Origin of the sequence: Pedobacter foliorum (assembly GCF_013266735.1) — a bacterium.
Taxonomy (GTDB): domain Bacteria; phylum Bacteroidota; class Bacteroidia; order Sphingobacteriales; family Sphingobacteriaceae; genus Pedobacter; species Pedobacter foliorum.
The window spans coordinates 1-19,010 of record NZ_JABSNU010000008.1; the positions used below are offsets into that span (position 1 = coordinate 1).

General features: G+C 36.0%; 18 protein-coding genes. 14 read left to right on the top strand and 4 right to left on the bottom strand.

The features are described from left to right. Nucleotides 1-191 precede the first annotated feature (191 nt). Complete coding sequence (locus tag HQN83_RS16095; protein ID WP_048906978.1) at nt 192-383, top strand: hypothetical protein; 192 nt, start codon at nt 192-194, stop codon at nt 381-383. Nucleotides 384-429: 46 nt separating this feature from the next. On the opposite strand, the gene trxA is transcribed toward HQN83_RS16095, so the two are convergent. Beyond that, nucleotides 430-726 (bottom strand): thioredoxin, encoded by a 297-nt coding sequence (gene trxA / locus HQN83_RS16100; RefSeq protein WP_173091357.1) that lies wholly within the window; start codon nt 724-726, stop codon nt 430-432. A 126-nt stretch (nt 727-852) separates the two neighbouring features. Here trxA and HQN83_RS16105 point away from each other — a divergent pair, with 126 nt between their 5' ends. Then, the gene (locus HQN83_RS16105) at nt 853-1,461 is read left to right on the top strand and encodes a DUF1684 domain-containing protein (protein ID WP_217277407.1); all 609 of its coding nucleotides are present in this window, start codon (nt 853-855) and stop codon (nt 1,459-1,461) included. Between the two features lie 61 nt (nt 1,462-1,522). Here the strand turns inward: HQN83_RS16105 and HQN83_RS16110 are convergent, their stop codons facing one another. Then, entirely contained in the window at nt 1,523-2,044 is a 522-nt protein-coding gene (locus tag HQN83_RS16110) for a hypothetical protein (RefSeq protein WP_173091358.1), read from the bottom strand. Nucleotides 2,045-2,339: 295 nt separating this feature from the next. Between HQN83_RS16110 and HQN83_RS16115 the strand changes: the two genes are divergently transcribed. The 8 genes from HQN83_RS16115 (at nt 2,340) to HQN83_RS16150 (ending at nt 10,940) form a co-directional block, all read left to right on the top strand. Beyond that, nucleotides 2,340-2,861: a DinB family protein gene (locus HQN83_RS16115; RefSeq protein ID WP_173091359.1), complete on the top strand. Its 522-nt coding sequence runs from the start codon at nt 2,340-2,342 to the stop codon at nt 2,859-2,861. Between the two features lie 89 nt (nt 2,862-2,950). Next, on the top strand, nt 2,951-3,553 hold the full coding sequence (locus HQN83_RS16120; protein WP_173091360.1) for an alpha-ketoglutarate-dependent dioxygenase AlkB family protein: 603 nt from the start codon (nt 2,951-2,953) through the stop codon (nt 3,551-3,553). Between the two features lie 133 nt (nt 3,554-3,686). Beyond that, nucleotides 3,687-4,292, top strand: a complete 606-nt coding sequence (locus HQN83_RS16125; protein ID WP_173091361.1) for a TetR/AcrR family transcriptional regulator — start codon at nt 3,687-3,689, stop codon at nt 4,290-4,292. A 49-nt stretch (nt 4,293-4,341) separates the two neighbouring features. Beyond that, complete coding sequence (locus tag HQN83_RS16130) at nt 4,342-4,773, top strand: DoxX family protein (RefSeq protein ID WP_173091362.1); 432 nt, start codon at nt 4,342-4,344, stop codon at nt 4,771-4,773. Between the two features lie 47 nt (nt 4,774-4,820). Beyond that, the gene (locus HQN83_RS16135; RefSeq protein WP_173091363.1) at nt 4,821-5,420 is read left to right on the top strand and encodes an NDR1/HIN1-like protein; all 600 of its coding nucleotides are present in this window, start codon (nt 4,821-4,823) and stop codon (nt 5,418-5,420) included. 180 nt (nt 5,421-5,600) lie between these two features. Next, nucleotides 5,601-8,039, top strand: a complete 2,439-nt coding sequence (locus HQN83_RS16140) for a PIG-L family deacetylase (protein ID WP_173091364.1) — start codon at nt 5,601-5,603, stop codon at nt 8,037-8,039. A 158-nt stretch (nt 8,040-8,197) separates the two neighbouring features. Beyond that, entirely contained in the window at nt 8,198-9,910 is a 1,713-nt protein-coding gene (locus tag HQN83_RS16145; RefSeq protein ID WP_173091365.1) for a sodium:solute symporter, read from the top strand. A 1-nt stretch (nt 9,911) separates the two neighbouring features. Next, nucleotides 9,912-10,940: a sialidase family protein gene (locus HQN83_RS16150; RefSeq protein WP_173091366.1), complete on the top strand. Its 1,029-nt coding sequence runs from the start codon at nt 9,912-9,914 to the stop codon at nt 10,938-10,940. Nucleotides 10,941-11,014: 74 nt separating this feature from the next. On the opposite strand, the gene HQN83_RS16155 is transcribed toward HQN83_RS16150, so the two are convergent. Continuing rightward, entirely contained in the window at nt 11,015-11,863 is an 849-nt protein-coding gene (locus HQN83_RS16155) for a DUF2911 domain-containing protein (protein WP_173091367.1), read from the bottom strand. 117 nt (nt 11,864-11,980) lie between these two features. Between HQN83_RS16155 and HQN83_RS16160 the strand changes: the two genes are divergently transcribed. After that, entirely contained in the window at nt 11,981-14,545 is a 2,565-nt protein-coding gene (locus HQN83_RS16160; RefSeq protein WP_173091368.1) for a M1 family metallopeptidase, read from the top strand. Between the two features lie 2 nt (nt 14,546-14,547). Here the strand turns inward: HQN83_RS16160 and HQN83_RS16165 are convergent, their stop codons facing one another. Continuing rightward, nucleotides 14,548-15,345 carry a hypothetical protein gene (locus HQN83_RS16165; protein ID WP_173091369.1) on the bottom strand — a complete coding sequence of 266 codons (798 nt, stop codon included), beginning with the start codon at nt 15,343-15,345 and terminating at the stop codon, nt 14,548-14,550. A gap of 258 nt (nt 15,346-15,603) precedes the next feature. Here HQN83_RS16165 and HQN83_RS16170 point away from each other — a divergent pair, with 258 nt between their 5' ends. The 3 genes from HQN83_RS16170 (at nt 15,604) to HQN83_RS16180 (ending at nt 18,980) form a co-directional block, all read left to right on the top strand. Continuing rightward, nucleotides 15,604-16,932 (top strand): cytochrome ubiquinol oxidase subunit I, encoded by a 1,329-nt coding sequence (locus HQN83_RS16170; protein ID WP_173091370.1) that lies wholly within the window; start codon nt 15,604-15,606, stop codon nt 16,930-16,932. Between the two features lie 4 nt (nt 16,933-16,936). Further along, complete coding sequence (locus HQN83_RS16175; RefSeq protein WP_173091371.1) at nt 16,937-17,956, top strand: cytochrome d ubiquinol oxidase subunit II; 1,020 nt, start codon at nt 16,937-16,939, stop codon at nt 17,954-17,956. 157 nt (nt 17,957-18,113) lie between these two features. Then, nucleotides 18,114-18,980 carry a hypothetical protein gene (locus HQN83_RS16180; RefSeq protein WP_246254526.1) on the top strand — a complete coding sequence of 289 codons (867 nt, stop codon included), beginning with the start codon at nt 18,114-18,116 and terminating at the stop codon, nt 18,978-18,980. The last annotated feature ends 30 nt before the right edge of the window (nt 18,981-19,010 follow it).

Below are 19,010 nucleotides of genomic sequence, written 5' to 3' on the forward strand. Positions count from 1 at the left end.
ATGCAAAGGTCAAAGCTTTCAGAGCAACTTCTAGAGGGGTAAGAGATGTCAAATTCTTTCTGTTCAGACTTTCTAAAATCTATGCTTAAAGTTTCATGCCCCCAAGAATTCCGCTTGATCCTTAGCTACTTAATTGATATTGAATTAATTTGTATATTGTATTATTGAATTTCATCTGTAAATAATACGTTATGAATCAAAAAGAAATCAAAGACGAATATGTTAATGCAGTTAACAAGATCGAGACCATTCTTAAATTCGATAAGCATGTATACCCAACCGCAACCGATTTTATAGGTCATTTGTTAAAGCTATCTAAAAGCCATCATTTTGAAGTATTAACAAAAGATGGATCCAAGTTGGAAGATGCTATTAATGGTTAAAGCTTGTTAAAAATCAAGACCTTAACGGTACGAAAAAGAGAGTAGGTTAAACGTATTGACTGATGAGTTGTTGCAGTTGCGTAGCCTGAATAACTCCTGATTGTCTCCATAGAATCTTGCCTTCCTTAAATAGGATAAAAGTAGGTACGCCCTGGACGCCATATGCAGCGGCAGCGGCCGGATTCTTATCGACATCTATTTTTAATATAGTTGCAGTCTCTCCAACCTGTTTCTTTAGTGTATTGAGAATTGGAGCCATAACTTTGCATGGGCCACACCAGGTAGCATAAAAATCTACAAGAACCGGTTTATTGCCTTTGATCATTTCTGAGAATGTAGCCATACTGTTATATTTTAGTTTACAAGTGTCAAATTACATTAATCTAAGCTACAAATGGGATGCCATTAACTGTAAAGTTATATTTTCTAATATATAAATCGATAGCTTTGTCGGCTAGATTTTAATAATATGATTAGATATTTCTTTATACTGTTTATGATGATTCAATTGAACAGTTTTGGACAAAGTTATAAGACGCAGATTGAAAAGCATCGTGAGCATTACAAAGAGGATTTCTTAAAGGATTTTCGTTCTCCTTTAAAACAGGATGACCTTAAGAATTTACATTTTTTTGAAGCTGATAGTAATTATAGAGTAAATGCGAAAGTAGAGCTTTTAAAGAATGAAATCCCATTTCAGATGCCTACGTATACAGGGACAAGCAGAGAGTATATCCGTTATGCTATTCTTAGTTTTAAGCTGAATGGAGTGGATCAGAAGTTGACGGTATATAAAAGTATTTCTTTATCCAAGGTTGAGGAATATAAGAATCATTTATTTCTTCCATTTACTGATGAAAGTAATTCTGAGGAAACGTATGGAGGAGGAAGATACATTGATTTAAGTAGTCAAGATATTTCTGGAGATGTAATTGAGGTAGATTTCAATAAAGCATACAATCCGTATTGTGCTTATAGTGATGGATATCAGTGCCCTAAACCCCCAGTAGAAAATGATATTAAGCTTAAGGTCAAGGCTGGTGAAATGATTTATACGGGAGATAAAAAGCATAAATAGTTTTTTAGGCCAGTATCCAGAAAACTGTGTAAATGAAATTAGGGTTAATTGATATAATCAATTAACCCTGGTAAGCATAAACCATATTTCGATTTGCATTCTGCTTATCTTTAATACGCTTTAAGTGATCTTTAAATTGCTCATGCTCATCCTGTGAGGCAGTGGCTAGCGCGGCTCGTTTATAATGCTCTTTTGCTGTAGTAAAGTCTTGCAATTCCTCTGCATTTAAGCCAAGGTTCTCATAGATATGAGATTTACAAACTCCGGGAACAGCTAATGCCTTATCAGCTATATTCTGAGCTAGCTTATGCATCTTTAAAGTAATCAACAGCTTTAGATAATGTTCATAAACATCAGGGAAATCTGCCTCAAGTTCTATACACTTTTTATAATAGTAGCCGGCAGTCTGATAATTTTTAAATTGATAATAGTAAAAACTACCCAACTGGTAATATGCTCTGGCATATTCTGGATCTGAATTGATGATTTCATGAAAAAAGTGAAGCGCTTTTGGCAGTTCGCCATAATGAAGTTCTTCTATTGCCTGTAGATATTTTTCTTCTACAGTGTATAAAATGTCCATAAGGATATATGTATAATTTGATAAGTATTACCTCAACAAATTGATGTTAATAAAATAAATGAGTTTTGTTTAGATCTTGAGATGTTTTAGTTAAAACTAAAATCCATACCCAAGTACATGAGCCAAAGAGACTGGCTAATGTTATTTATTTGGATATGTTTAAGGCGTAGCATGACTTTATTTTTTACAAATATAGTGAAATCTTTTCTATTAAAAAACGGACTGCCATAGGGTTGTCAGTGCGACTGGTTTTCTTTGTGTAAGAAATAAAATTAATCACTAATAACTCTAGATTATGACTACGATTAACACAACCACCGAAACAACGATCGCTCCTTTGTTTATGAATTCACTAGACTTGTTAAATCACTGGCAAGGACATAGAAGACTTACAAGACGCGTAATTGAAGCTTTTCCTGAAGAAGAATTATTTAAGCACACTATCGGGGGAATGAGACCATTCTCGGGTATGGTAAGCGAAATTAATAGTATATCCGGACCAGGCGTAAAAGGTATAGCCACAGATGTTTGGACAACGATTAATGAAATGGATCATCATTCTGGAAAGTCTGAGGCAAGTTCAAAAGAAGAGTTGTTGAGGCAATGGGATGCAGTTACTGATGAAATCAATACTTTTTGGGCGCAAATTCCTGAAGCAAAATTTCAGGAAATAGTATTGGCTTTTGGCCAGTATGAAGGGGAGGCTTATGGCACCATTCTTTACTTTATTGATAACGAAATTCATCATCGTGCACAAGGCACAGTCTATTTACGCAGTTTAGGCATTGAGCCACCTGCATTTTGGAATAGAGATTAACCTGATTTGTAATTAAGTATTTTTAGCATTAGTTGCCCTCATGGATGTGGGGGTAGCTAAATTTATTAAACAATACTTAAATTGCAGACATGGAAAAAATCTATGGCGATCATATAAATCTTTTAACGTTACCTGGTGAGGCATTTTTTCACCCTGAGTTTTTTACAGAAGAAGATAGCTATATGTATTTGGATAGATTAACTGAAGAGGTTGAATGGAGACAAGAGCCAATAAAGATGTTTGGTAAAGAAGTTTTACAACCTCGGTTTACAGCTTTCTATGGTGATGATGGTGTTAATTACACTTATTCTGGCATTACGATGTATGCGACGCCATGGACGGCTACGCTTCTAAGAATAAAAGAGAGCATTGAAATGATGCTAGAAACTAAATTTAATGCTTGCTTGTTGAATCATTATCGGGATGGTAAAGATTATATGGGCTGGCATAGGGATAATGAAAAGAATCTGGGCAAATTCCCGGTTATTGCTTCGGTAAGCTTTGGTGCTTCAAGAATTTTTCAATTCAGAAATTACAAAGATAAGTTGCCAATTGTGTCAATTGAATTAACCCATGGAAGTCTGTTGATTATGAAAGGTGGGACGCAGCAATATTGGGAGCACAGACTGCCGAAAACAGTGGTAGAGACCCAACCAAGAATCAATTTAACTTTTAGAATGATTAAAGGATAATATTCGCAATATTATGGCAGTTCAGGTTAAGTAATTGAGGTTTGTTGTAATTAAGTCAGAAAAGCATTTGAAATTTTAATTGTATATTAAACCCATTACTTTTGTTAACACTGTTAACTAAAATTAAACTAGTATGGGAATCGCGGAACGTAAAATCAGACAAAAGGAAGAATTCAGAGCTAGTATTCTTGAAGCTGCATGGCTGCAAGTGCTAAACGACGGCTGGCAATCCTTATCTATCCGTAAAATTGCGGATGCTATTGAATACAGCATTCCCGTTATCTACAATCATTTTGAGAATAAGGAAGCTATTCTATTGGAATTTACCAAAGAGGGATTTCAAAAGTTAGCAGATACTCTTCTTGAAGTGAAGAGCAGATACACCAACCCATCCGAACAGCTCGAAGCTATGGCCCATGCTTACTGGGACTTTGCTTTTGAACACAAAGAATATTACCAATTGATGTTTGGGTTAGGAATACCTGCATGTGAAATGGTAAACCAGATTGCCGAAATGAAACTCATGACAAGCGTTATGATATCCACCATACAGGAAGCCATTGCCTCCAGTAATAATACTGAAACTAACTATTTTTTGAAATACCATACTTATCTTTCGATACTTCATGGGCTAGTTTCAATAGAGATGATCCAAAAGGTTGGTAAACCTGATCCAGAAAAGAAGATGATTCTTCAGGATGCTATTTCTGGGTTCATTAAATCACTAGTAATTAATTAATCACCAAAATTTCTATATTTATCACCAAGAGAAAACTTAAAATTTAAAGATGAGAAAACTATTTAACACTAATTTCAACAATGAAGGCATACATTTCATGCTGCTTGTTACACGTATTGCTATTGCTGCATTTATGCTTACCCATGGACTTCAAAAATTGCCATGGCTTTTAGCAGGAGGAGAAATTCAATTTGCCGATCCAATAGGAGTAGGCCAGGCTACATCTCTTGTGTTAACTGTATTTGCTGAAGTGGTATGTTCTATTTTAGTTTTATTAGGTTTGGGAACGAGATTGGCGGTAATACCTCTAATTATAACTATGTTGGTTGCTATTTTAATTATTCATGCACCTGATGCATTTGAGAAAAAAGAACTTGCAGTACATTTCTTAGTTACCTATTTGTTTTTATTAGTGGCCGGTTCCGGTAAGTATAGTGTAGATCACTTAATAAGCCGTAGTATGAACAGTCGCAGACGATAATTGAAGTCTATTTGTATAATTTCACCGGATAATCCGTTATAGCTGTTATGAGAAAGATATTATTAGTTTGCCTGATGGCGATAGGGTTAGCTGGCTGTGGTATAAACAGGCAGGCGCAACAAATAAAAGCACTGGAAAGATGTAAGTATAGGGTCACTTCGGCCGATGAAATTACGCTTGCCGGAGCTGATGTGAAAAAGATGATCCTTAATCAGGATATTAATTTGGGAAGCCTTCCCGGACTTGCTTTAGGATTACTAAGAAGAGATATTCCTTTAAGGGCCAGACTAAATTTAGAAGTGAAAAATCCTTCTGGTAATGATGCTGCTATTAATCAATTTGAATATAAAATATTGATCAACAGACAAGAACTAGCTTCTGGATTTGTAAATCAGGAAGTAAACATTGCTGCTGGTCAATCTACAGTCGTTCCAGTTGATATGGAGGCAAACATTTATCCGTTTATTTCAAATAGCAAGGTAATGAAAGAGATTACCGACTTTATACAATCTGGAAAAAATGGGCCTGAACAGAAGGGGATACTTACACTGAAAATAAGACCAAGTATTAAAGTTGCTGGGGGATTGGTAAAATATCCAGGCTTTATTACTATAGATAAAGAAGTAAGCAGTAAAATTCTCCTATAAGAAACGTAGTATTTTTGCAGGATTGTTACGGAGTTTAGTTTTTAATAACACTCCGGATTGATGATTTTTAGTTATTTTCGAGCTATCATGAGTTTGTAAAGAATGTAATAATTCAAACTTATGATAGCATCATAATAATTAAAAAAAGATTATCTTCCAAGGATAATCTAAGATCTGTATATGAAGTTACGTTTATGCCTGTTACTGCTAACTGTTCTGGTTCCTTCTTTAATTAAGGCTCAGAATATGCAGCAGCTTAATGCTGCCGAGATTAAACAAGGCCTTGAAGGATTAAATGTTGTTGGCAGTGTTTTATACGTTGCCGCACATCCCGACGATGAAAACACCCGTTTATTAGGCTATCTCGCAAAAGAGAAAAAGGTGAGAGCCGGTTATTTATCATTAACCAGAGGAGACGGAGGACAAAATCTTATAGGAAATGAACAGGCCGAATTACTTGGCTTAATCCGTACTCAAGAGTTATTGGCTGCCAGACGAACAGATGGAGCTGAACAATTCTTTACAAGGGCAAATGACTTCGGATTTTCGAAAAACTCTGATGAGAGTTTTAAGATATGGGATAAGCAGAAGATATTGGCTGATGTAGTATGGGTAATCCGAAAATTTCAGCCCGATGTAATTATTACTCGTTTTCCTGAAGATGCGCGTGCTGGCCATGGACATCATTCTGGCTCTGCAATACTTGCTCACGAGGCTTTTTCAGCTGCTGCTGATCCGAAACGATTTCCTGAACAGCTTGCTTTTGTAAAACCATGGCAGGCAAAACGTATTCTTTGGAATACCTTTAATTTCGGGGGTAACAATACTACTTCAGAGGACCAACTTAAGATTGATGTTGGGGGGTATAATGCCTTGCTGGGTAAAAGCTATGGCGAAATTGCTGCTGAAAGTAGATCTAATCATAGAAGTCAGGGATTTGGTTCTTCAAGACAACGAGGTTCGGCAATTGAATATTTTAGCTATGTGGCAGGTGAAAAAGCTACGAAGGATATATTTGATGGGGTTGATTTTACCCTTAACCGAACTCCTGGAAGTGGAGAAATACAAAAGCTTGTTTCTGAGATTAATGCGGAATATGATGTTGCTGATCCATCTAAATCAGTTATAAAACTTTTAAAGCTAAAACAACTGGTAAAGGGAAAACCTTTTAAGCAGGGTTTGTTAGATGACTTAATTTTAGCTTGTGCCGGAATCTGGTTTGAAAGTGCAGCAGTAAACTCTTCATATGCCTTAAATGAACCTGTTAATGTAAGGGTTCAGGCTATAGCAAGAGCCAAACAAGGGTTTCCTTTAAAAATTAGCATTGAGGAGATCAATAGTAAAGCTTCTTTCGATTTACCTCTTAATCAATTTGTATCTCAGGATAAAACAATATCAACATCCGGCTTTGGGATTACTCAGCCTTATTGGTTGGAGAAGAAACACACTTTGGGTTCGTATGTAGTCGATTCATTATCAAAAATAGGCCTTGCCGAAAATCCTATTGGGTTAAATGGTCTGTTTAGGATTAAAATAGGTGATCAGGTGATCGAAAAGAAACGAGCTGTTGTGTATAAATATACTGATCAGGTGCGTGGTGAAATCTACCAGCCTTTGGTAATTGCTCCACCTGTTACGGCAACTATGACCGAAAAGGCATTTGTATTTAATAATAATGAACCTAAAAAAATACTTGTTCAACTCAAAAGCTTTAAAGACAATGCAGCAGGATTATTAAAACCTGAATTGCCGGCAGGGTGGAAAGCTTCTCCGGAGAGCCTGAATTTTAGCCTTTCTAAAAAAGGCGAAGAAGAATCTGTTGAATTTACAATTACTCCTTCTGGAGATGTTAAAAGTGGTAATTTGATTTTGAATGTTGTTGTTGATGGTAAAACTTACCATCAAGGTTTACACGTGATAGATTATGATCATATCCCTACTCAAACACTTTTCCCATTTGCGGAAGCGAGGGTAGATAAGGTAGATTTAAAGTTGGCAGGAAAGCGTATTGGCTACATCGCCGGTGCTGGGGATCTTGTTCCCGAATCATTAAAGCAGATTGGTTACGATGTAGTTAATTTGACTGCAGGACAGGTTATTAACAGTGATCTTTCTGGCTTTGATGCAATAGTAGCCGGGGTGAGATTGTATAATGTAAGCGAACAGATTAAAAGTATGCAGCCCAAGTTGATGAAGTATGTGAACGATGGGGGTACTTTTTTGGTACAGTACAATGTAAATGGGCCACTGAAGTTGGATAATTTAGGCCCTTATCCTTTTGGTGTATCGCGTGACAGGGTAACTGAGGAGGATGCTAAGGTTACAATATTCAATCCGTCAGATCCTGTTTTAAATTACCCTAATAAAATTACGGACAAAGACTTTGAAGGATGGGTACAGGAAAGAGGATTGTATTTTGTTACGGATGCTGACCAGAAGTATAGAACCCTATTAAGTATGCATGACAATGGTGAAAGTGATAAAACAGGATCTTTAATCATAGCAAATTATGGAAAAGGTAGGTTCGTTTACACTGGTTTATCCTTTTTCAGACAGCTACCTGCAGGTGTACCTGGTGCGTATAGATTATTTGTGAATTTAATATCAGTTAAGAAATAATATCATTACAACATGGCAGAACATGACAACCCGGTACCAGAGAACCCAGAGCAAGAGCTACCGCCTTTTGTTAAAACCTGGAAACAGTTTTACCGGTTGCTAATTGGTTGGCTTGTATTTTTGATCCTGATCCTTTACGCATTTACAAGATATTTCGAATGAGTGTTATAGATTGGACAGTATTAATTCTTACACTCGTTGTAATTGTGGTTTACGGCATTTATAAAAGTCGTGGGGCACAGAATATTAAAGGCTATTTACTTGGTAATCAATCTTTGCCTTGGTATCATGTATGCCTTTCTGTTATGGCTACGCAAGCCAGTGCAATTACTTTTTTGTCGGCACCGGGGCTGGCTTATTCTTCAGGGATGAGTTTTGTGCAGTTTTATTTCGGTGTACCATTGGCTATGATCGTGTTGTGTATCACCTTTGTACCTATATTTCATCGGTTAAAAGTTTACACTGCGTATGAATATTTGGAGCAAAGGTTTGATCTTAAAACAAGAGCTTTAACAGCTTTTCTTTTCCTTGTTCAAAGGGGGCTTTCTACCGGTATTACTATTTATGCCCCTTCAATTATTCTTTCTACCATTTTAAATATCAATACAACTTACACTACTTTGTTTATTGGAAGTTTGGTGGTGTTTTATACTGTTTACGGAGGTACAAAGGCTGTTTCCTACACACAAATGCTTCAAATGAGTATTATCTTTTGTGGTTTGTTTGCTGCAGGTATTATGGTAGTTCACTTATTACCTGCTGATATTGGTTTTGTAAAAGCGATAAGCATAGCTGGTAAAATGGGCAGAGCTAATGCAATAGACTTTACTTTTGACCCTAATAATCAATATACGGTATGGACAGGATTAGTGGGAGGTTTCTTTTTGCAATTATCGTATTTTGGAACAGATCAGAGCCAGGTTGGTAGGTATTTGTCGGGGGCTTCTATTAGTCAGAGCAGACTAGGGCTATTGATGAATGGCCTTGTTAAGATACCTATGCAGTTTCTGATATTGCTAATTGGGATATTGGTGTTTACTTTCTATCAGTACAATAAACCGCCTATTTTCTTTAACAGTTTTGAGTTGAGTAAACTTGAAAATAGTAAATATAATCCGGAGCTAAATAAAATAAAGGCCGATTATGATAAGGCTTTTGAAGAGAAGCAGGTGGAGGTTAATAAAATGAACTCTGCTTTAGACAAGGATGATCGGTTGTTGATTGATCAGCAGCGAAAGGCTTTGCAACTGGCAGACGAAAAAGAGAAATCGATTAGAAAACAGGCTACAGACCTGATGGTGAAGAATGATGAGCACGCAAATACTAAAGACAATAATTATATATTTTTAAGCTTTGTAACTCAATATCTGCCCCAAGGACTAATAGGACTGCTAATCGCAATTATATTCCTTGCATCTATGGGGTCAACGGCCAGTGCATTAAACTCTTTGGCATCCACAACAGTAATTGATATTTATAAAAGACTAATCAAAAAAGATGGTTCAGATCATGAATACCTGCAAGCATCCAGGCTTGCAACTGTATTTTGGGGGGTAATCTGTGTTATTATGGCACTCTATGCAAGTAAAATAGGTAATTTACTGGAGGCAGTGAATATACTTGGTTCATATATTTATGGTACCATACTTGGTGTTTTTTTGGTTGCCTTTTATGTGAGACATGTGAATGGGAGAGCCGTGTTTTTTGCAGCTTTAGCAACTGAATTAGTGATTGTTATTATTGGTAAACTTGATCTTGTTGCTTACTTATGGCTTAATATAATTGGGTGTTTGTTAGTCGTTTTATTATCTGTGATTATCCAGAGTACGATGAAGAAACCTAAAATTGTTGAGGAGAATAATAATGTGTAATATGATACGAAGTTTTTTAACTGTTTTTATCTTAACTATTTCAACAGCAATAGCATTTGGACAGCAATCGTGGAAAAAGACAACTGATGAACTAATATTTAATAATCCTCCATTTGATCAATGTCATGCTTCTACATTGGTTGAGCTAGACGGGGGAAGATTAATGGCTGCCTGGTTTGGCGGTAACCATGAAGGAAGTAAAGACGTAAGAATTTGGATGTCTATAAATGAACGTGGAAAATGGACTAGTCCTGTTGCTATTGCCGATGGTAAAGTAAATGGGGAATGGGCATCTCCATTATGGAATCCTGTGTTGTTTAAAACAAAAAAGGGAAAACTTTTCCTGTTTTATAAAGAGGGGCCTTCGCCAAGGGAGTGGTGGGGCATGATGAAAACTTCCGATGATAATGGAAAAACATGGTCTGCTAAAACTCGTTTACCTGATGGTGTGCTTGGGCCAATAAAAAATAAGCCAATTGAGTTAGCTGATGGTACAATTTTGTCTCCATCAAGTACTGAAACAAATGATAAATGGAGTGCGCATATAGAGAGATCTGTAGATGGGGGTAAAACATGGACAATTATACCTGTTGACCCGGAGAGTAAGTTTGAAGTAATTCAGCCAAGCATATTACTTCATAAAAATAAGAAGCTGCAAATACTATGTAGAAGTAAGCAAGGGGCCGTAGTTGAATCATGGTCAGAGGATAATGGTAAAACCTGGAGTGCATTGAGTGCGACTAGTTTGCTTAATCCTAATTCAGGAACTGATGCCCAAACGTTAAAAAACGGAACATTTATGATTGTCTATAACCCAACTGTTCCAGGTAAGGAATGGTTTAATGGGCGATTTAAGTTAAACGTCGCCCTGTCTGTAGATGGCAAAAAATGGAATGATATTTTGATACTGGAGGATGGTGATACTAAGAAAGAGTTTAGTTATCCGTCAATAATCCAATCTAAGGATGGGAAGGTGCATATTACTTATACTTTCGATAGAAAGAACATTAAGCATATTGTACTTGAATAAGTGAGAGTCTAATAAAAAACCCGGATACTGTAAATCAGTATCCGGGTTTTTTATTGATTTAGTAATCCTGATTGTTACTTTTTAGCCTCCGCTAATAAGCCTGTATGTAATCTAATATATTCAGGGTTTTTAATTTCAGTAGCTAATTTTATTCCTTCTTCAGCAGTAGCAGCTGCAGCTTTTTTATCTCCAGATTTTAATTGAATACGTCCTTTTAATAATTTAACCCAAGGAGCTTTAGGATCAGCAGCTTCAGCAGCGGTAGCCCATTCAAGTGCTTTTTTTAAGTCTTTTCCACTATCAAAATAGTAGTATGAAGCCTGGAAGTAAGGTTTTTTATCACCTCTCATTGCTTCGTCAATGCTAGCCATTACCTTAGCATCAAAATCAGTTGATAGATCAACAGTTAAACCAGTGTTTTCCCACATTAACTGCAATTTGGCAGTACCAGGATAAACATCTGCAAATTGAATGGTAAATGTTTCTACTTTCTCTTTAAGCTTAGTAGGCTTAACTTTTACACGTAATACATCATCACTTTCTTTATACTCATATGCACCCCATTGTTTTGATCCTTTGTTTATGATTATTGTCCACTCGTTTTCACCTGGTATAGTAAATAATTCATATTCGCCGGCAGCAAGATCTTTTCCTCCAATTTTTACTGCTTCTGTAAAAGCGATAGTAGTTGCAGAATTGGCGCCTGTTCTCCAAACTGATCCATATGGCTCTAATCCTCCAAATATTTTACGGCCTTTAGTATTCGGACGTGAATAATTGATGGTTACTTTACCAAGACCGAAATCCTGAGAAATGGTTTGTCCAGAGCTGGGCTGAGGCATTTTTATGCCCTGAGCCTTAAGTTCAGATTGTAACGATACTGCTAACGCAATAAATAGTACTGTTGTTAATGTCTTTTTCATGATCATAAAATTGTTTTAGGCGATCAGTGGGCGTAAGCTGAGCTGATCTAAGTTTTGCTGATGCTAAATTACCACTTATTTGACTCTTTAATTCAACAAAACCTTAAATTCGTTGCTATGGTTAATTTGCGTAATTCAATAGCAGTTTTAGCGTTTCTTTTTGTCTCATGTTCAGGCGTAAGATATGTATCGGAGCCTGTCTTGGAGGTAGGAGTATCTAAAAATCTAGCTGTTTATCGTAAATCTGTTTTGAGTAATATCAATTATAAACTGGAGTTGGATATTCCAAGAAACAGAGATGAAATTATAAGTGCTGTAGAAGAGGTTACATTTCAGCTTAGTGCTAATAAATATCCACTACAGATGGATTTTAGAGAAAATGCAAAGAAAATAAAAGTTTTGCAGGTAAATGGAGTGAATGTAGGTGTAAATCATAAAGATGAACACCTTATTGTAGAGTCCAAATACTTAAAGCAAGGAGTAAATGTAATAAGTCTAAGCTTTGAAGCAGGTGAGGCTGCACTGAATAGAAATAATGATTATTTATATTCTTTATTTGTGCCGGATAGGGCCAGAACAGTTTTCCCTTGTTTTGATCAGCCGGATTTAAAAGCCACTTACAGCCTTACTTTAAAAGTTCCTAACGATTGGAAAGCAATGGCTAACGGTACATTAAAAGATTCTGTAATTACTGGTGACCGTAAAACGTATAATTTTAATAAATCGGATACTTTGAGTACTTATCTGTTTGCATTTGCAGTAGGGAAATTTACGTTAGCCGAAGGAAAAGTTGGGAATATGGTAACTGATTTTCTATATAGAGAAACTGATACCTTGACCATAAAGAATAGTGTGGATGAAGTTTTTAATATTCACACCAAATCCTTGAAATATTTAGAGGATTGGACTGGGATTCCTTACCCTTTTCAAAAATTTGGCTTTGTAGCTATCCCAGATTTTCAATTTGGGGGAATGGAGCATGTGGGCGCAATTCAGTATAAGTCTTCGGCTTTGTTTTTAGATGAAGGTGCAACTAAAGATCAGTTAAATGCACGGAATAATTTAATAGCTCATGAGACTGCTCATATGTGGTTCGGAGATTTGGTAACGATGAATTGGTTTACTGATGTCTGGATGAAAGAGGTTTTTGCAAACTTTATGGCTGATAAGAGCACGGAGGAGATTACAGGAAAGGAAGTGTTTGATCTTAAGTTTCTTACAGATCATTTTCCTGCGGCATACAGTATTGATCGGACTAAAGGCTCAAATCCGATAAGACAGGATTTAGACAATCTAAAAGATGCCGGAACCCTTTATGGTAATATTATTTATCATAAAGCTCCTATTGTTATGAGGCAATTAGAACGATTAATGGGAAAGGAAAAGTTTCAGATGGGTGTAAGGGAATATCTAAAAGAATTTACCAATAAGAACGCTTCCTGGCCTGATTTGATAAGAATTCTGGACAAATACACGGAGGCTGACTTACAAAAATGGAATAAAGTTTGGGTAAATGAAGTTGGAAGGCCAGTAATAGATTATACAATTGAAAAAGCTAACAATAAGATTAAAAAGTTTGTAATTACGCAAAAGTCTGAATACGGGGCTGATAGGATTTGGCCTCAACTAATGGAGGTAACTCTTTATTATCCTAATCGTAGTGAAGAACTAACGGTTAATCTTAATAGTAAAAGTGTAGAATTGAAAGCTGCTGAAGGAATGGAACTTCCCTCTTATGTTTTATTTAATTCATCTGGGCAGGGCTATGGTCTTTGGCCATTGGATAAGTCAATCTATAGTGAAATATTTTTGATTGGAAAGGCTGTAAATAGATCTTCTGCCTATATCTCATTATATGAGAATATGTTAAATGGCAGATATATAAAGCCATTGGAACTGTTAAATCTGTTTGTTAAAGGTCTCGATCAGGAAAAGGAAGAGCTAAACCTGAAGTTGATTACAAACTACATCAGTAATATTTATTGGGAGTTTATTTCTGAACATGAACGGGCCAGTATGTTCGCATCTTTAGAAAATGCTTTATGGAACTCAATGCAGAAGCAAAGTTTGCCAAATAATAAGAAAGTGCTTTTTAAAACTTATCAGGATGTCTATCAGTCTGCCGAAGCTGGTAAACGACTGAATGCGATTTGGGAAACTCAAAAAGTTCCGGCCGGAATAAAACTTACGGAAGATGACTATACTTCATTGGCTTTTTCTCTGGTCTTGAGAGATGGAGATAGTTCTATTTTAGATAAACAGCTAAAACGGATAACCAATGTTGATAGAAGAAAACGGTTTGAATTTATTATGCCGGCGGTGTCTTCTTCAATGAAAAAAAGGGATGACTTCTTTAAAAGCCTTGAGCTAAAATACAATAGAGATAAAGAATCAAATGTTGGGGCTGCTTTATATTATCTTCACCATCCTCTTAGACAGAGAAGTTCCTTTAGATATTTGGAGAAAAGTCTTGATATGTTAAGTGAGATTCAAAAGACTGGTGATATCTTTTTTCCTCAAAATTGGTTGCAAGCTACGTTTGGATATTATCAGAGTAAAGAGGCTTTAAAGATTATTGAGGACTTTTTAGAAAAAAATCCTCAATATAATCCAAAGTTGAAAGCCAAAATTCTCCAGTGTTCAGATAATTTGTTTAGGGCACAAAAGTTACTGAGCGAATAACATTATTGTTGAAGTTCAATGTAGGTGATCTTAAATGTTTGCTTGCTTTTGGTTATTGTGAATTGAGTTGGATAGCCGTCAGCATTGTATTGATATGTGAAGTTAGTATTTTCACCAGGAGTACCTGTATTTGAATAGCTTAATCTATTATTCACATCGGCAGAAAAAAGCTGAAAATTTATTGCAAGAAATAGAAGCTGACAATGTTGTACATTTTTGAAAATTCCATTTTTCTCATCATAAGTATATGTAATGGAGGTGTTATTTGTAGGAGAGTTTTTAATTGTAATATCTGACAAGTTACCTGATGAGGAGTAATGACATTCGCTTTCTTTGTAGGGGTATGAATGACCACTACCAGAAGCAAGTATAGAGCTTATCTGATTTTGAAGATTTTGTTTTAATACAAGTGAGCCTGTAGGTGAATAGGCTTGGCCGTCAATATTAAAAAATGTAACTTTTAAATCTTTATTCGGAACTCTAATACAATAAATTGATTGAATAAGAGTCTTGTTGGCGTATTTGTCATATTGAGAAGGAAGCTCATCCTTGTATGTGGGCTTGAAACGATATCCATCAGAAGTTTTAACTTCTGAAATAAGAGTTGAATTCTCATTGTATTTTAGGTTAATAACGAGGTTGCCTGATTCTAATTTTATTGGTAAGAGTACCTTTTTTAAAGGTTCTTTTACAACCGGTGTGTCCTTCTCTTCTTTAGGAGGTTTGTTTTTTGTACATGATGAGATTAGTAAAACAACTCCACTGATAATAGCAACGCATTTAAATTTTAAAATAGTCATCGATTCTTTTTTGAATTGTAAGCAATTAATACTCATCAAACATATTTATAAATATCTCATATAACAAGCTTATTTTCTTTATAGTTGGTTTTATATTTCTCTGTGGGAAATATAATTATTTTAAATGAATTGAAAATATGTTGAAATAATGATAAAAGTATTGGTTTAAATGCAGCCCTAAATTGCATTCCTGTACTTAAAAAATGTACTTTTGCTTGACTATTTCTTTTAGCGACTAACGTTTATTAAACCCTTAATATGGACGATTTTTTAGCTGCCCGACTTCAGATGGCCTTTTCTCTTGGCTTTCACATTGTATTTGCTTGTATTGGTATGGTGATGCCCTTTTTTATGACAGTTGCTCATTTTTATTGGCTAAAAACTAAAAAAGTTGTTTATAAGGATGTTACTAAAGCCTGGAGTAAAGGTGTAGCTATATTTTTTGCCACAGGGGCAGTTTCAGGGACGGTGTTGTCTTTTGAGTTAGGGTTGTTATGGCCAACATTTATGGAGCATGCAGGTCCAATTTTTGGAATGCCATTTTCTTTAGAGGGAACAGCATTTTTTATAGAAGCAATAGCCTTGGGGTTTTATTTGTATGGATGGGGAAAGCTTAATCCATGGTTTCACTGGTTTACAGGTATTGTTGTTGGTATAAGCGGACTATTATCAGGGATACTGGTAGTTGCTGCTAACGCCTGGATGAATAGTCCTGCCGGTTTTGATTTTGTAGATGGTAAGTATTTAAATATTGATCCTATAAAAGCAATGTTTAATGATGCCTGGTTTTCTCAGGCACTTCATATGTCCATTGCCGCATTCGTATCTACCGGATTTGCAGTAGCCGGTGTGCATGCATTAATGATTCTTAAAGGCAAGAATGTAATATTTCATAGTAAAGCGTTTAAAATAGCAGCCGTGTTTGGAACAGTGGCGGCCTGTTTACAGCCAATAAGTGGAGATATTTCTGCTAAAGATGTTGCCCATCGTCAACCTGCAAAACTAGCGGCAATGGAGGCTCATTTTCATACAGAGAGAAATGCACCGTTAATAATTGGAGGAATACCTGATACTGCCAATAAAAAGGTTGATTATGCAATTAAAATTCCAGGGCTCCTTAGCTTCATGACTACAGGAGATTTTAATGGTGAAGTGAAAGGATTGGATACCGTTCCAAAAGAGGATCAGCCACCCGTTGCAGTAACTCATTATGCGTTTCAGATTATGGTTGGCCTTGGAATGGCTATGGTATTGATTGCTTTATTGTACTTTATTGCACTTTGGAAAAAGCAGCAATGGCTTAAAAGTAACTGGCTATTGAAACTTTTTGTGATTGCAACTCCGATGGGATTTATAGCTTTAGAGGCAGGGTGGACAGTGACGGAGGTGGGCAGACAGCCCTGGATTATTCAAGGTGTTATGCGTACTGCGGATGCTGTAACTCCAATGCCAGGGATTGCTTATTCTTTTTACCTCTTTACTGGGGTATATATATCATTAGCCATTATAGTGTGTTTACTCCTATACCGTCAAATTGCTATGGTTGGCAAATTATACGATTCGAGCACTAAACCTCATAAAAATTAAGATTATGATCTATGTTGTTATAGTTTTCCTGTGGACATCAATTTTACTCTATGTTTTATTAGGGGGTGCGGATTTTGGCGCGGGAATTATAGAACTTTTTACTTCCAAAAAGAACCGTTCTAAAACGCGTAAAACGATGTATGAAGCAATTGGTCCTATTTGGGAGGCAAACCATATGTGGTTGATCATTGCCATCGTTATCCTTTTTGTAGGGTTTCCTAAAATTTATACTACTGTTTCAATCTATTTGCATATTCCATTGGTATGCATGCTTCTTGGTATTATTGCCAGAGGTACAGCTTTTGTGTTTAGAAATTACGACGCCGTTAAAGATGATATGCAAAAGGTATATACGCCTATATTTATCTATTCGAGCTTAATTACGCCATTCTTTCTAGGTATTATAGCCGCAAGTTCAGTATCCGGCCAAATAGATATGCAGGCCCAGGATTTTCTGTCAGCTTATGTTTTTAGTTGGTTAAACTGGTTTTCTGTTGCCGTTGGTATATTTACAGTTAGCATATGTGGCTTCTTAGCTACTATTTTTATAATTGGACAGACTGCAAATGATGATGACAGAAGCTTCTTTATTAGGAAAGCAAGACGTACGATATATATAGTTATGTTTTGCGGAGCATTAGTTTTTGTTGCTGCATATCATGAAAATATTCCATTAGCTAGCTGGATTTTTGGGGATACCTTAGGCCTAATAGCCATTATAGCTGCAAGTATATCGTTGGTTATTATGTTTTTCTTACTACAACGAAAAAAGCCAGTCTTTCTTCGTTTGTTAGCTGGATTTCAGGTTACCATGATCTTGTTCGCAGCCACGTATTCTCATTTTCCAGACATAGTGCTAATAAAAAATGGAGCGAATCTGTCACTGCTTATCCATCAGGGACAGGCAAAAGCGATTGATACCCTGGGCTATGCCTTATTGATTGGCAGTATATTTATTCTCCCTGCATTGGTATATCTGATTTACATATTCCAACTGAAAAAAGAAGTACAGGAAGTTCATTAGTCACTGTATTTTTTATTGTGTTTGCTAGATGTATTTATCTATGTTGTAGTGAAATGCCTTGGTAATATTAATTGTAACAAGAATATTAAGAAACAAACTTGCTCCTCAGGTTAAACCTAAATATGTTTAGTGAGTCATAATTCTAAATTCACAGTTAATGACCAAACTTTTACTAAATATGAAACCTACATTCTTAAAAATTGCAGCAAGTACTTTATTAATTGCTGGTTTTTATATGACTGCGCAAGCTCAAAAGCTTAAAGATGTACAAGAAGTAAGTGTTACTGCCCCGGAAAACATAAAGATTGATGGAAGAAACACGGAATGGAATGATACTTTTCAGGCAGAAAATAAACGCACCGGTATTTTTTATACGATGAGTAATGACGATAAGAATTTATATCTGGTTATTAAATCTACTGACTTAACTACTAATGCAAAGATTCTGGCTGGTGGCATTACATTGGCTATAAATACTGAAGGAAAAAAGAAAGAAAAGGAAAGTATTACGCTTACTTATCCATTGATTAGTCGCCCTGCTCAAGGTGGTGGACAAGGAGGAAGGCGTCAAATGGGGATTATAATGAATAATGGTGGCAGAGGTTCACAAACTCCTGAACAAAGAGATTCTGCAATGGCCGTAATGCAAAAAAGGCAACTTGGTCAAGTTAAAGAAATTAAGATTAGTGGGTTTAAAAAAACTACTGATACGCTTATCTCTGTGTATAATGATTTAGGAATAAAAGCATTTTCCAGTATAGGAAACGATAAGGCTTTCTTTTATGAACTGGCAATCCCATTTGAAGAGTTAGGGATTTCTAAGGATGCACCAAAGGAATTTGCTTATAACGTTAAACTGAATGGTCTGCAGTTGCAAGGGTTAGATGGTGGTGAGGGTGGAAGAGGTGGTTTTGGTGGTAACAGAGGTGGTGGTGGAGGAAACTTCGGGTCAAGAGGTTCAGGTATAGATTATCAGGCATTAACTAGTCCAACAGATTTTTGGGGAAAATACACCATTAAATAATCTATACACAAATTCAACACACATACAAAC